The organism is Parabacteroides merdae ATCC 43184, from assembly GCF_025151215.1.
In the GTDB taxonomy this organism is placed as follows: domain Bacteria; phylum Bacteroidota; class Bacteroidia; order Bacteroidales; family Tannerellaceae; genus Parabacteroides; species Parabacteroides merdae.
On record NZ_CP102286.1, the window covers coordinates 2,714,592 to 2,728,991 of the forward strand.

General features: G+C 44.3%; 10 protein-coding genes and 1 pseudogene. All 11 read right to left on the reverse strand.

The genetic code is table 11. The features are described 5' to 3' along the window. Positions 1-14: 14 nt before the first annotated feature. The 11 genes and pseudogenes from mutL to tig all read right to left on the reverse strand — a co-directional run bounded on the left by mutL (position 15) and on the right by tig (position 14,355). Positions 15-1,880, reverse strand: coding sequence for a DNA mismatch repair endonuclease MutL (gene mutL / locus NQ542_RS11415; protein WP_005634717.1), 1,866 nt, complete (start codon positions 1,878-1,880; stop codon positions 15-17). Next, positions 1,880-2,188: a hypothetical protein gene (locus NQ542_RS11420; RefSeq protein ID WP_005634715.1), complete on the reverse strand. Its 309-nt coding sequence runs from the start codon at positions 2,186-2,188 to the stop codon at positions 1,880-1,882. The genes mutL and NQ542_RS11420 overlap by 1 nt, the downstream gene beginning before the upstream one ends. Before the next feature lie 28 nt (positions 2,189-2,216). Further along, positions 2,217-3,896 (reverse strand): OstA-like protein, encoded by a 1,680-nt coding sequence (locus NQ542_RS11425; protein WP_005634713.1) that lies wholly within the window; start codon positions 3,894-3,896, stop codon positions 2,217-2,219. Continuing rightward, positions 3,893-5,257, reverse strand: a complete 1,365-nt coding sequence (locus NQ542_RS11430) for a peptidylprolyl isomerase (RefSeq protein ID WP_005634711.1) — start codon at positions 5,255-5,257, stop codon at positions 3,893-3,895. Before NQ542_RS11430 ends, NQ542_RS11425 begins: the two co-directional genes overlap by 4 nt. A 22-nt stretch (positions 5,258-5,279) precedes the next feature. Further along, positions 5,280-6,137 (reverse strand): hypothetical protein, encoded by an 858-nt coding sequence (locus NQ542_RS11435; RefSeq protein ID WP_005645741.1) that lies wholly within the window; start codon positions 6,135-6,137, stop codon positions 5,280-5,282. Positions 6,138-6,152: 15 nt separating this feature from the next. Next, entirely contained in the window at positions 6,153-7,751 is a 1,599-nt protein-coding gene (locus tag NQ542_RS17880; RefSeq protein ID WP_005634707.1) for a peptidylprolyl isomerase, read from the reverse strand. A 684-nt stretch (positions 7,752-8,435) separates the two neighbouring features. Further along, positions 8,436-8,504: pseudogene (locus tag NQ542_RS17965) on the reverse strand (inosine-5-monophosphate dehydrogenase); the annotation flags it as partial. Positions 8,505-8,614: 110 nt separating this feature from the next. Beyond that, complete coding sequence (recQ, locus tag NQ542_RS11450) at positions 8,615-10,795, reverse strand: DNA helicase RecQ (protein WP_005651351.1); 2,181 nt, start codon at positions 10,793-10,795, stop codon at positions 8,615-8,617. A 25-nt stretch (positions 10,796-10,820) separates the two neighbouring features. After that, complete coding sequence (gene clpX, locus NQ542_RS11455; protein WP_005645733.1) at positions 10,821-12,050, reverse strand: ATP-dependent Clp protease ATP-binding subunit ClpX; 1,230 nt, start codon at positions 12,048-12,050, stop codon at positions 10,821-10,823. A gap of 97 nt (positions 12,051-12,147) precedes the next feature. After that, complete coding sequence (clpP, locus tag NQ542_RS11460) at positions 12,148-12,813, reverse strand: ATP-dependent Clp endopeptidase proteolytic subunit ClpP (protein WP_005634693.1); 666 nt, start codon at positions 12,811-12,813, stop codon at positions 12,148-12,150. Positions 12,814-12,999: 186 nt separating this feature from the next. Further along, positions 13,000-14,355, reverse strand: a complete 1,356-nt coding sequence (gene tig, locus NQ542_RS11465; protein WP_005634690.1) for a trigger factor — start codon at positions 14,353-14,355, stop codon at positions 13,000-13,002. Positions 14,356-14,400: the final 45 nt, after the last annotated feature.

A 14,400-nucleotide genomic window follows, 5' to 3' on the forward strand; every position in this document is an offset into this window, starting at 1 on the left:
CCCCCTTCAGTCGATTATTTGAAACGTTTCTCCAATTCCTCGTCCGTCAACTTCGAAATAATGGTTTTTCCATCAGGAGTAAGATTCGACTCCTGGCAGGAGAAAAGAGAAGCGAGCAAGTTGTCCATCTCTTCACCAGACAGGATCTTTCCCGGACGGATAGCAGCCGCTTTTGCCAGAGAAAGTGCCAACGAGTCACAGATCTCCTCATGTACTTCGCAACCGGTATCGATCACACGATCCACCATATTCCGAATCAAAGATACCGGATCAAGATTCTCCACACCGGCAGGAAGTCCATTGATAGCGTAGCTGTTATTTCCCAGGTTCGTCAGATCAAAACCGATAAAACGCATATCTTCGAGCAAGGTCGGCAAGACCGTAGCTTCGCTAGCGGTAAACTCGACAATCTCAGGGAAAAGGACTTGCTGGGAAGCACCTCGCTGCTGCCTGATGTTTGTAATGTACTGGTCGAACAGGATACGGACATGGGCACGGTGTTGATCGATCAAAGCCAAACCTGACTTCAAAGAAGTTATGATATATTTTCCTTTATACTGATAACAAGGGTTGGACACATCGTTGAACAAACTGCCCGAAGTGTCCTGAACAGCCACTTCGTCAGCCTCAATAGTTGGCTCAGAAATATCCGGAGCCAAAAAAGATCCGGTTAATTCCGCCCCCTGTCGTATAGCGTTCCGGTCACCCTCGAAATCATTATAAAGCTTGGACCAGTCGAATTCCGGTTTCTTATAGGAAGAGGTTTCAAAAGGATTATACCCGGAATTCACCTGCACACGGGGAGCTTTATAAGGTGCCGCTTCCTTCACGGGATTATACACAGGAATATCGATGGCGTCTTCCACATCGAAATCAATAGTCGGGATCGCACTGGACTTGGCCAGCGCTTCACGAGTCGCGGCCATCAGGATTTGCCAGATCGGCTGTTCGTTTTCAAACTTGATCTCCGTCTTGGTCGGATGGATATTGACATCTATCGTTGCCGGATCAAGCGTAAAGTAGATAAAGTAGTTCGGCTGCTCACCTGCCGGGATCAGTTGTTCGTAAGCCTGCATGACCGCTTTGTGAAAATACGGATGCTTCATAAAACGTCCGTTTACAAAGAAATACTGCAAAGCCCCCCTCTTCTTTGCCGAATCAGGCCGTCCCACAAAGCCGGAGATCGTCACTAACGAACTTTGCGCATCCACAGAAAGGAGCTTCTGGTTCAGCGTTTTTCCATATACATTAACAATACGTTGCCTCAAACCGGACTCAGGCAGGTTGAATATCTCCGTATCGTTATGGTAAAGAGACAAAGCAACCTGCGAATTGACCAAGGCAATCCGTTCGAACTCATTGATGATATTCCGGAACTCCGTCTCATTCGATTTCAGAAACTTTCGACGTGCCGGAACATTAAAGAAGAGGTTCTTCACTGAAAAAATACTCCCCTCGGTACAGGCATCCGGTTCGACACTCTCTAATTCTGAACCCGAAAATACAAGATGCGTCCCCAGTTCGGCTCCTTTCAGGCGAGTACGAAGCTCTACTTGTGAAACCGCCACTATCGAAGCAAGCGCCTCGCCACGAAATCCCATCGTATGAAGAGAAAAAAGATCGTCTGCAGTAGAAATTTTCGAAGTTGCATGCCGTTCAAAAGCCATGCGGGCGTCAGTCTCAGACATACCTTTTCCATCATCGATCACTTGGACCAATGTACGACCGGCGTCCTTTATATTCACCTGAATGTGTCCGGCGCCGGCATCCACCGCATTTTCTACCAACTCCTTTACGACAGAGGCAGGACGCTGGATAACCTCGCCCGCCGCTATCTGATTGGCAATACTGTCAGGAAGTAAATGAATTATATCACTCATTACATAAACAAGTACCAAAATATACCACCCAAAATAGCAGCGGCCAATAACAACTTCATGTTCTTATATGTCCGACTCCGGGAATCATGCCCGTTATCACGGCTCTTTTTCAGATGAGAAGTGCCTTCGACAAAGCTACCTTTGATTTCGGCTTTATAATCATCAATCGACAATTCTTCTTCCATGCCAATCTCACGCTTCACTTTGCGGATGCGATCTTCCATCGCCTCCTTATGAGGATCCCAATAGATTGGCTTATGATCGAACTGCCGAGGCTTCCGCACATTATAAAATGAGAATAATGCCATAGTCTTTTATTATTTGAAAAATTCTTTGCTAATGTACAAATTTATTGCTTCTCTTGGGTGATTCCGTCGCTTTTCTTTTCACCACCTCGTAAATGTCATCCCTATTCTTCGGACGCAGATAGTCGAACCAATAAAAATCTTTCAACATCTTTTGATCGGGTTTCAGATCCGGAATAGGAGTCAAGGTCCCGGAAGCATTGACATAAAGTCCCATTCTCTCCAGTTTATTATTCCTTATCCACATTGAAAGATGAGAACCTTTTGCATTATTCATGCCAACCTTAGAACCATCCTTTTCCAAAGGATAATAATTCAACTCCGCATTTCCGTTTACATCAATACGACGCAATTCCTGTCCCTCAAAATAGGCTTTCAGGTCGTTCCCCTTCAACTGGTTATAGTAACTCGAGTCGACATGCTGTGCCGCAAAAGCAAACTGGATCACATGGGCATATTCGATCGTACTATCATTCATATAAATAGCGATCGTATCGCCATACAGTTGATATTGTTCATTCCAGAGAACCGGTTCCGTATACATATATAATACAGAATCGCGCGTATTGAACTGCATGGAGTCACATACGCCTTGCATATCGATCCGATAGAAACGTACGCCGTAATAGGCCTTGATCTCCCGGTAGACGGAGTCGACCGTCACCATCTGCAACGTATCGGCATGCAAAAACAACGTATCGCCTTGTGAATACTCAAGGAAGCGGGCACTGTCGGTTGCAAAAGCATATCCGGTCTGTTCATTATAATAACCATATTCGCCTTGCAGCGTCACATGCTGGGCCGTATCAATCAGGCTCATATTCCCATAGACCTCTCCCATACCCGTATCCCGATTATAAAAGATAGAGTCACCGATCAAGATCTTCTCACCCGATTCAACCTGGGACTGATCAAGCAAAAGGGATGTGTTGTTCACCGTATCATACCATCCTCTTGAAGTATGGATCGTGCCACTGTCCGAAACAATGACAGACGGCCCCAGGATGGTAGCTACCTTGGATTCTGTGTCATAATGCAAAGTATCGGAATACAATGTAAAGTCAGGGTTCTCAACCTGCACGCTGTCATTGAACACCGCCAGCTTCGTCTCCGGAGAATATTGTCCGTAAAAAGAAGATAGTTGATTCAGAGAATCTACAATTAGCCCACCTTCAAAATAGTATCCGATATTCGGAATGCGTTCATAATTGAGGCTATCCGTAAAGAGCGTCACCTGCCCGTTCTCCATCCGGACATTCTCGCGCAGATAAGCCACCTGCGTGTTTCCGTCATAAAAAAGATAATCTCCGTAGACGAACAAGGTGTCTCCCTGCTCCATCCGGACATTACTGAAAGCTTCGAGCGAATTGGTCTGTTCGAAAAAGTAAGCACTGTCGCAATACATATATGAACTGTCATGCCGGAAACATACATCGCCGTTCAATATCTGCGCATCCGGCTTTACAGCCTTATCGAAAGATAGCGTATTGGAATGGATCAGGTATACCTTCGTCTTTTTGGGCGGGACAGTATCCGTCATAACCTGCAAACTATCGGCTGCCTTCAAGCTGTCCGGCGGGGCGACTGTCACATCTTGTGCGGTAATAACAGTAGTATCTGCATGCACAATACTATCTTGGGCCTGTGCAAAGGCACAGACCGCCAACACAAAAAACAGACCTGTGAAAATAAATTTATTTACAGTCCTCATTCTTTAATCCAGCCGGGATACTGGAAATCACAATTACGCCAGCCGTCGCTGATACGCACATATGTGCTTTTCTGCTTCTTAATGATCCAGTCATGCAGCAGCTCTTCGCGTTTCCGAGATTCGACAATCGACTTCAAAGCCTGATAGTCATCCGATATATTTGCCTTATGCTGGTCCACTCTGGCTTTCAGTTTTACAATAGCAACAACTTCTTTCTGCTTATCGTTGATCATAGTGAAAGGTTTGGAGATATCTCCCACCTGCATCGTATAAACCATCTTACCGATTTCCTGTGGCAGTTCGGCCATCTCGAATTTCGGAGTGCTGTGGTTGTCACTTTCAAAGTTCTGGTTCACCATCAAACCTTTGTTATTTCTCGTATCCTTGTCAGCAGAGATAAAAGTTGCCGCTTCTTCAAATGTAAATTTCTTTGCCGTTAAGTCGTTATACAACGAATCCATACGTGTCATACACTCGTTCAACTCCTTGTCCGAAACTTTCGGCTTCAACAAGATATGGCGGCAGTTGATACGGTCGCCACGCTTTTCGATCAATTGGATAATATGATAGCCATATTCAGTCTGCACGATCTGGGAAATCTTTTTCGGATCCTTCAAGTTGAAAGCGACGTTAGCGAATTCGGGCAACAAACTTGTCTTACCCAAAAATCCAAGTTCTCCGCCTCTTTTGGCTGATTCCGGGTCTTCCGAATACAGACGGGCCAATGTCGAAAATTCATATTTCCCGCTGTTGATATCATCGGTAAACTGGCGAAGACGAGCCTTGATGGCATCTGTCTCTTCAAACGGGATCTTCGGTTCCATCGTGATAATCTGCACCTCGACAGTTGTCGGGATATTAGGCAGACTGTCTTTGGACAACTGGCTGTAATACTTACGGACTTCGGAGGGTGTCAACTTGATTTCACCGATCAGCTGGCGCTTCATCTGTTCAACAGTCTGTTGCTCCATGATCATTTCCTTACGTTCGTCCTTCAGTTGGGAAATCTTTTTACCGAAATATTCCTCCAGCTTTTCCTTAGATCCCATCTGGTTGATTGCGAAATTGATCCAACGATCCGTCTCCTGGATCACCTGGTTTTCACTCACTTCCACACTATCGATCTTCGCTTGGTTCAGAAACAGCTTCTGTATTGCCATCTGTTCGGGGAGCACGCAATAAGGGTCACCGTCAAAACGCTGTCCCTCGTTTTGCAGATATAAACGCTGGCTTTCGATGTCCGAACGCAAAATTGCATCATCTCCCACCACCCACACGATTTCATCGATTACATTATCCTGGGCATACACCACACAAGATAAACAGGCAAGAATGAATACTGTCAAAATCTTTTTCATCATGTACTTCTCTATAAGCTACCAATCACGGTTCCGTATAAAACTTGACGTCACCGCTCCTGACTGCATCATTATATAATTCTTCTTCAAATTTCTTCAAAAATTCCACCTTACGCCGATTTGTCAGCATCTCCACGATCTGCGCACTGGCATAGTCGTATGGCGCCACACTTCCCGCAGGCAGATATTCCTTAATATTCAACAGATAGCAATATGTACTATCCGAAACTTCGACAAACTTGTTTGCCCTCAAGAAGTCGTTCGCATTCGACACATGCACCGGAATATTGTCCATCACCTGGTCAAAGTCCACCCATTTGTCGTAAAAGTAGTCATAAATACTGGCATTCTGTACACTATACTTCTCAATTTTTTCTAAAGAAGCCTCAGAAGTCGATCTATACCATCCCTTTACATCAACGAGGCCGGGGGCATCCACCGGGATCTTCAGGAAGAGACCTTTCACCAAAGCCTTGTCCAAGACAAATTTTTTCTGGTTTTCTTCGTAATAACTCAGCATGTCGCTTTCCTGAAACTCGGAAGAAAGCCTTTCTTTTATCAACTGTTCCTGATACCGATAGCGGATCAGCGAATGACGATATTCCTCCACCAGCTTATCCACTTCCGCCTTATCTTCTCCCTCCAAGTTGCGCAAGGCCACATCGTAGACCAATGCATCTTTCACCCACTTCCTTTCCAAACTTTCGGCAAGCAACATACTGTCAGCCGAGGACAATCCGCGCGGGATCTGCTGTTTTATCTCCGAACGTCTCAAAGTCCGGTCCTTCACTTTTACCAACACATCCGCATCATCCACAGGCTGCGTTCCCTTACAAGAACACAGCAAAGATACGAATGCTATAAAAATGAAGCAATATCTCATATAACTTTCTCTTTATTATTTCTTTGTCATTTTACTCACTTTCTTCACCAGCTTCCAGTTTATCGTCACCGGGTATTTCCGGTTCAGCTGTTCGATCCACTCGGCTTCCGCCTTGGCTTGCTGGTCCATCGGCTTGTTCCAAACTTCCTTATTGCTGATGTCGAACAGCAAGATGCCATCCCGATACTCTTTCATAAGAAGATCGAACTCAGGATGTTTCGTAGTCAGATTCTTACGTTCGGCAGTAGTTACGATATCTCGGATAAAAAGATCGTAAACCTCCTGCATGAAATCTCCCGCATACGATTTCGTAGAGAACGGACAGCGCTGGATATAATAAGCGAACTCACTCTGGGGAAAATCCGTGCCATTCAGATGAAACAAAGTCTTGTTCATGTCTTTCGCCTTCTCGTAGAAAGCAGGATCGGACGGAAAATAGTCGTTGCACAAAGCTTGTAGTTCGGCATAAGCCTCGGGATAGAAGCAATATCCATACTCTTTTTTCATTCGTTCATCAAACGCACCGTAATATTCGAAATTCCGTTCTCCCTGCGCCATCTGGCGAGACCAGGCCTTCTTCTTATCATCGAAAGAAGGAATACCTTTCTTCTCGATCAACTTTATAATGTGATAACCAAAACGAGTTTTCACCGGTCGGGACAATTCCCCCGGAGTGTTCAAAGCGAAAGCAGCCACTTCGAACGGCTCCACCATCTCGCCGACACCAAAAGCTGGCAACTCCCCTCCCCGCTTGGCAGAACCGGCATCAGACGAGTATTCTTTTGCCAACATGGCAAAGTCAGCTCCATCCTTCGCTTTCCGATAAACTTCTTCCGCACGAGCCAATGTTTCAGCCTCTCCAAACTTCACCGAATCTTTCTCAAACGGGATCAGGACATGCGCTACACGTACCAGCCCCGGATTTCGCCTGCGACTGTGTATTTTTATGATATGGAAGCCCATAGTCGTCCGAACCGGCAGAGAGACGGAACCGACGGGCAACGAATAAGCGACATTTTCAAAGGCTTTAACCGTCTGCATCGGCAGCAAACAGTGTACATATTCATAGCCGACATTTTCCTTATCGGCATCTTTCAGTTCTTTGCCGACAGCGGCAAAATCCTCTCCCGCTTGAATACGCTCATAGGCCTCGATCGCTTTCTGATATACCGGAACCGTATCTTTCGATAATGTACGTTGCGGCAAGCGGAACAGAATATGACTCAATTCCAGCACTTCTCCATACCGGTCATATACGGCACGTACAGCAGCTTCCTCTCCATCCTTATCCGACAGATAACTTGAAGTCAATTGAGCCCGATAGCTATCCAATTCATCTTTGAACGCTTTCGTCTTGTCCAGTCCCAAATCTTCCGCTTCCGCCACTTTCAGTTTGAAGTTCTTAAACAACTCCACGTATGCATTCACGGATTTACGGTCAGACAAATTAACTTCGCTATTCTTTTGTGCAATAAAAATAAATTCATCCAACGGGATCTGCTTTCCGGCTACCGTCATCACTACCGAATCGACCGAAACTTGTGCATTTCCTGTCATACAAGCGAATACCAAAGATAATACAAGCAACTTCTTCATTAATCCTTCTTTTACCATATCACGATATCGTTTACAAAAATAACACTAATCTAACGGAGATGCAGCTTAAAAAGTACATTACCCCATTAAATTAGTGTTTTTTATAAATATAAAAACCGACATTCACTTTCAAAAGACAGGCGCCTTTTCATGAAACAGCTATTCCCACCTCTGCAAATCACTCGATTATTTTCTGCAAAAAACGGCTACAAAATAGGTAAAACCGGGAGGTTTTCATTGTCCGGCACGGTACTTTAGTTGCCGGACACCCCCATGTTGCTCCCTCTTACACCCGAATGTACCAGCTCTCTACACCCGGATGTTAAGGATGGTAACATGGGGGTGTTTACGGAATTATCTGCTTGCTTCTGCTAAAAAAAGAGAGTTTTTTTGTGGAATGAAGAACCGTATTTCGCCAATTTAATACCTGTTATATTCGTTTTTACATTTGTTTATTCGATTATTTTATATGCTTTTTCAAAAGCAAAAGAAGGCAATACACTGGTTTTCAATTACATGATAAAAACACCCTGTATCAGAAGTGATAGAGGAGTGATAAAGAAAAACACCCTGTATCACTGCCTCTGACGCTTGAATATTAATAACTACAACCTTCGCAGTGATAGAGTGATAGAGGATTTGCTGAAAACTTCGTATGCAAATCACAACCTTGGAAAATTTTGATGCGGTTGCCCTGAAAGTGGCAGGAATCAATAATATGTCATCAAACGTCAATCCGTCCATGACCACTCTGTCTGCAATAAATGACATAGAACTTATGCCTTAAAAATTATTGCACACAAACCTACAAAACAATTGACAATTAACAATGGACATTTTTGTCGCCCATTGTCAATTGCCAATTGCCAATTGTCAATTATTTAATTTGCCATTTCCGACAGGAACTTAATGCGGACGAGGCGAATCTCTTCTTCCGTATAATCACCACCTAATTCTTCGATTGCATCTTCCAGATCGTCTGTTTCCGAATCCTTGAAGTATTCATAAATATCATCGATATGATCTTCGTCCATCACATCGTTCAAGAAGTAGTCGATATTGATACGGGTTCCAGAATAAACGATCGCTTCTATTTCGTCGAGTAGTTCGTTAAATTCCAATCCGTTCGTCATGGCTATTTCGTCTAACGCCACCTTACGGTCGATACGCTGGATGATCGAAACCTTCAATTTGGATTTATTGGCAACCGTACGAACCCGAAGATCTTCGGGACGTTCGATCTCGTTTTCTTCCACATGACGCTTAATCAGCTCAATGAACTCCTTACCATATCTTTTTGCCTTACCGGCTCCGACACCCGGAATATTCTGCAATTCTTCCAACGTTACCGGATAAGTAGTGGCCATCGCTTCCAGAGACGGATCCTGGAAAATAACGAAAGGAGGCACTTCCAGACGCTTGGACAACTTCTTGCGTAAATCCTTCATCATCGAGAAAAGGGCAGGATCGACCGCACAAGCGGCTCCACCGCGTACGGGAACTTCTTCTTCCTCTTCATCGAATTCGTTGTCTTCTGTAATCTTGAAAGAGACAGGTTTCTTTATAAACTCTTTTCCTTTTTCTGTAATCTTCAACAGACCGTAGTTCTCGATGTCCTTGGCCAAATATCCGGCAATCAATGCTTGACGGATAACGGCATTCCATGTCTTCTCTTCCTCATCCGAACCGGAACCGAAAATCTCCAGTTCATTGTGCTTGTAAGATTGTATTTCGGAGGTCTCGTTGCCGACCAACATGTTGACAATATATTCTGCCTTGAATTTTTCCTTTAACGTACCAACCACTTCGAGTACGGCGCTTAATAATTCCTTTGCTTCCACTTTCTTTTTTGGGTTCAAACAATTATCACAATTTCCACAATTTTCTTCCAGGTATTCTTCACCGAAATAGTGCAACAAGACTTTCCGTCGACATACGGAAGTTTCGGCATAAGCAGCAGTCTCCAGAAGCAACTGCTTACCGATCTCCTGTTCCGCCACAGGTTTTCCCTGCATGAATTTTTCCAATTTCTGCAAGTCTTTATAGGCATAAAAAGCGATGCACTGGCCTTCACCGCCATCACGGCCGGCTCGTCCGGTTTCCTGGTAATATCCTTCGAGGCTTTTGGGAATATCATAATGGATGACATACCGTACGTCGGGTTTGTCGATCCCCATACCGAAAGCAATGGTCGCAACGATCACGTCTGCTTTTTCCATTAGGAACGCATCCTGATTGCTCGAACGCTGCTGCGAATCCATACCGGCATGATAAGGGAGCGCCTTGATACCGTTTGCTTTCAGAATATCGGCAAATTCTTCCACCTTCTTACGGCTCAAACAATAGATAATACCGGATTTTCCCTCGTTGGACTTAATATATTTGATGATCTCGCGGTCGATATTCGCCGTTTTCGGACGAATCTCATAATACAAATTAGAACGGTTGAAGGAGGATTTAAAGACAGAAGCGTCAATCATTCCCAAGTTTTTCTGAATATCGTGCTGCACTTTCGGAGTGGCTGTCGCCGTCAAAGCAATCAACGGACGCTTGCCGATTTCGTTTATGATCGGACGGATACGACGATATTCCGGACGGAAATCATGCCCCCATTCAGAAATACAATGTGCTTCGTCCACTGCATAAAACGAAATATTGACTTGGCGCAGAAACTCCACATTTTCATCTTTGGTCAATGACTCAGGAGCCACGTAGAGCAATTTCGTCCGGCCATTACGGATATCGTCTTTTACCTGGTCGATAGCCGATTTATTCAAGGAAGAGTTTATGAAATGGGCAACCCCGTCCTCTTCGCTGAAATTACGCATGGCATCCACTTGGTTCTTCATCAGGGCTATCAAAGGAGAAATCACTATGGCCGTCCCCTGCATCATAAGAGAAGGCAGTTGATAACACAAAGATTTTCCTCCTCCGGTCGGCATCAACACAAATGTATCATTTCCTGCCAGTACATTTTCGATGATTGCTCTCTGATTTCCTTTAAAGGTATCAAAACCAAAATGTTTTTTGAGCTCTTCTGTCAAATTATCCTTCTTCGCCATACTATTCATATTTTAAAAACCGCCGTCAGGTCATCTGCAGACGGTTTACGTCCGATTTTTCAAACTTTTCCTTCGCATACTCCAACGTGACATGGAGTGTCTTTTCATTTGCAGACGGCATACTGTACATGGCATCCATCATCACAGCCTCCACAATGGAACGTAAGCCACGTGCTCCCAACTTAAACTCAAGTGCCTTATCGACTATAAATTCGAACACGTCTTCGTCAAATGTCAGTTCAATATCATCCATCGCAAACAATTTGATATATTGCTTGATGATCGAGTTCTTCGGTTCCGTCAAGATATTACGAAGCGTACTCCTATCCAACGGGTTCAAATAGGTCAAGATAGGCAGACGTCCGATGATTTCCGGAATCAGGCCAAACGATTTCAAGTCGGTTGGTGTAATGTATTTCAGCAGATTGTTGCGATCCACCTGCGCCGTGTTTTCGTTTGCGGCGTATCCTACTACACGTGTATTCAAACGCTGGGCGATTTTCTTCTCTATTCCGTCGAAAGCGCCACCACATACAAACAGGATATTTTTCGTATCCACGGCAATCATTTTCTGCTCCGGATGCTTGCGCCCACCCTGCGGGGGTACGTTCACGATGGAACCTTCCAAGAGCTTCAGCAAGCCCTGCTGCACACCTTCACCGCTTACATCACGGGTAATGGAAGGATTATCGCTCTTACGGGCGATCTTATCTATTTCATCGATAAATACGATACCACGCTGTGCCGCTTCGACATCATAATCGGCAGCCTGCAACAGACGGGTCAAAATGCTTTCTATATCCTCCCCTACATAACCGGCTTCTGTCAAGACCGTCGCATCTACAATGGCAAACGGGACATGGAGCAATTTGGCGATCGTACGGGCAAGTAGCGTTTTACCTGTCCCCGTAGCACCCACCATAATAATATTCGATTTCTCGATCTCAACATCATCCGATGTTACTTTCTGGATCAAACGTTTGTAATGGTTATACACAGCAACCGACAGATAACGTTTAGCGTCGTCCTGACCTATCACATATTGGTCCAGAAAAGTCTTAATATCCTCAGGCTTAGGCAGATCTTTCTGGTTTAATCCAAAAGAACTCCCCTTGCCAGGCATTTGTTCTTTTACTATTTCGTACGCTTGCTGTGCACATTCATCGCAAATAGCACCGGAAATCCCGTTAATCAACATATTAACGTCCCGGCTACCGCGTCCGCAAAACGTACAGCTATCGCCTGTTTTGGCCATTCCGTATTTGTTTTTTAAAGAGAGTACGTTAAAAGCTCCTGTTCCCGCATTCGATACAAGGGACAAGGGACTTTTAACGCAGCCCCTTACATTAATATTATTTATTACGAACCAGAACCTTGTCGATCATACCGTAAGCCAAAGCTTCCTCTGCCGTCATCCAATAGTCACGGTCACTATCGTGTTCAACCTTTTCATAAGGTTGACCTGAATGAGTTGATATGATTGTGTAGAGTTCCTTCTTTACTTTCAGGATTTCACGAGCCGTGATCTCAATATCCGAAGCCTGTCCCTGCGCACCGCCTAACGGCTGGTGAATCATCACGCGGGAATGAGGCAAGGCCATACGCTTGCCTTTCGTTCCGGCGACCAGCAATACCGCAGCAAAAGAAGCTGCCATACCCGTACAGATAGTCGACACGTCACTACTGATAAACTGCATCGTGTCATAAATACCATATCCTGCATAAACAGAGCCACCCGGAGAATTGATATAAATTGAAATATCCTTGCCCGGATCGCTTGAATCCAGATACAACAACTGTGCCTGGATTACATTTGCCGTATAATCGTCAACCTGTGTACCTAAAAAAATGATACGGTCCATCATCAACCGTGAAAAAACGTCCATCTGAGCAACGTTCAATTGACGCTCTTCGATAATCGTCGGAGATATGTAACTGCTGGTTATATTCATATAACTGTCCAGCGCATTACTGTTCATCCCTAAATGCTTCGTTGCATACTTTCTGAAATCTTCCATAATCTATAGTCTTATTGTGTTACCGAAAAGTCATAAAAAAAGGGATTCCTCTCTTACTTATCGGAATAACAAAGTTATAAATAAATTTCTGAAAGAAACAACTTATTTGCTGTCCGGTAAGATATTTTTTCGAGAGAAAGCCCTTTTTAGATAAAAAAGCTGCTGCTGCCGCTTTTTCAGGTAGTCTTATTCTTCAAAAAGTTTGTTGAATTCGTCGGCTGTCACCTCCTTGGTATCCAGTTCGACTTGTTCTTTCAACCAGCCTGCCAGTTTTTCTTCAACTGCACGGTCAATGATATTCTGCAGCGTCTGCTTGTTTTTCAAAATGTCTTTAGCATAGTTAGCCAATACGTCTTCCGGTACGGAAAGCATTCCATACTGGGCAAACTGGGCTTTAGCTACACGTTTAGCGAAGCCTTCGATATCAGCATCTTCAACTTTCAATCCGTTTTCCTTCACCAGATTTTCTTTGATCAGCTGATATTTCAAGTCTTCTATGATCCGAGGATATTCTTCGTCGATCTTTTCTTTCGTATTCTTTTCATTGGCAACCAGCAACCAACGCTTTAACAGGTCTTCGGCAAACGAAAGTTCACCGGCCTTCTGAACCAGCAGGTCACGGGCATCGACCAAGAACTTGAAGTCGCTCTGCGGAGTGAACTGCTCAGCCAAAGCTTCGCGGATCTTGTTCTTGAATTCTTCTTCGCTGGTAACAACGCCTTCACCGAAGACTTTGTCGAACAATTCCTGGTTCAGCTCTGCATTCTTATGACGAGTCACCTCCGTGATTTCAAAGCTAAAATCGCCTGTGATACCACTGACGGCTTCCTTATTCACTTTCAAGAAAGAAGCGATTTCTGCTTCTGCACCTTCGTAGGCCTTATTCGGATTGAATACGATCACAGAGTTCTTCTTTGCACCGATGAATTTAGCTTTTTCAGCTTCATCCTTTATGTACATCGGCATCAAAACAGCCTCTTCAACAACGATACCGCCTTCTTTCGGAGAACCGTTTTCCAGTTCGGCTACCGTACCTTTCACCAAGTCTTTTTCTTCTACATCCTCAACCTGGTCGTACGTTCCGAAATTAGCCTGGTAAGCCTCGACTTGTTTGCCGATCATTTCGTCGTCGATATTCACCTGGTAATAAGGAACCTTGTCATTTTTGGACAATTCGATCTTGATTTCCGGAGCCAGCGCTACATCAAAACAAAATTCGAAGTCTTCCTGAGTATCGAAGTTGATTTCTTTCTGTTCAGTTTCGTTAGGCAGCGGTTCGCCCAAAATGTTCAGTTTGTTTTCACGGATATAGTTGTACAGGTTTTCAGAAACCAATTTGTTGATTTCTTCGACCAACACATGCTTGCCATACATTTTCTTTACCATACCCATTGGGACCATCCCTTTACGGAAACCCGGCATCTCTGCTTTCTGACGGAAGCTGCGAAGGCTCTTTTCAACCTTGTCTGCATAGTCAGCTTTCACTATTTCCAATTTCACAATGCCTTTTGTAGCATCAATGTTTTTAAGCGAAACGTTCATTCTGAATGATTTATTTAATTAATAGTCTTGTTCGAATTTTAGGGT

Coding starts and splice junctions, on each gene's coding strand:
- recQ (WP_005651351.1), bottom strand. CDS start 10,795: ATGGCGAAGAAGGATAATTTGACAGAAGAGCTCAAAAAACATTTTGGT.
- NQ542_RS11435 (WP_005645741.1), bottom strand. CDS start 6,137: ATGAGATATTGCTTCATTTTTATAGCATTCGTATCTTTGCTGTGTTCT.
- NQ542_RS11425 (WP_005634713.1), bottom strand. CDS start 3,896: ATGAGGACTGTAAATAAATTTATTTTCACAGGTCTGTTTTTTGTGTTG.
- clpP (WP_005634693.1), bottom strand. CDS start 12,813: ATGGAAGATTTCAGAAAGTATGCAACGAAGCATTTAGGGATGAACAGT.
- NQ542_RS11420 (WP_005634715.1), bottom strand. CDS start 2,188: ATGGCATTATTCTCATTTTATAATGTGCGGAAGCCTCGGCAGTTCGAT.
- NQ542_RS17880 (WP_005634707.1), bottom strand. CDS start 7,751: ATGGTAAAAGAAGGATTAATGAAGAAGTTGCTTGTATTATCTTTGGTA.
- mutL (WP_005634717.1), bottom strand. CDS start 1,880: ATGAGTGATATAATTCATTTACTTCCTGACAGTATTGCCAATCAGATA.
- clpX (WP_005645733.1), bottom strand. CDS start 12,050: ATGGCCAAAACAGGCGATAGCTGTACGTTTTGCGGACGCGGTAGCCGG.
- NQ542_RS11430 (WP_005634711.1), bottom strand. CDS start 5,257: ATGATGAAAAAGATTTTGACAGTATTCATTCTTGCCTGTTTATCTTGT.
- tig (WP_005634690.1), bottom strand. CDS start 14,355: ATGAACGTTTCGCTTAAAAACATTGATGCTACAAAAGGCATTGTGAAA.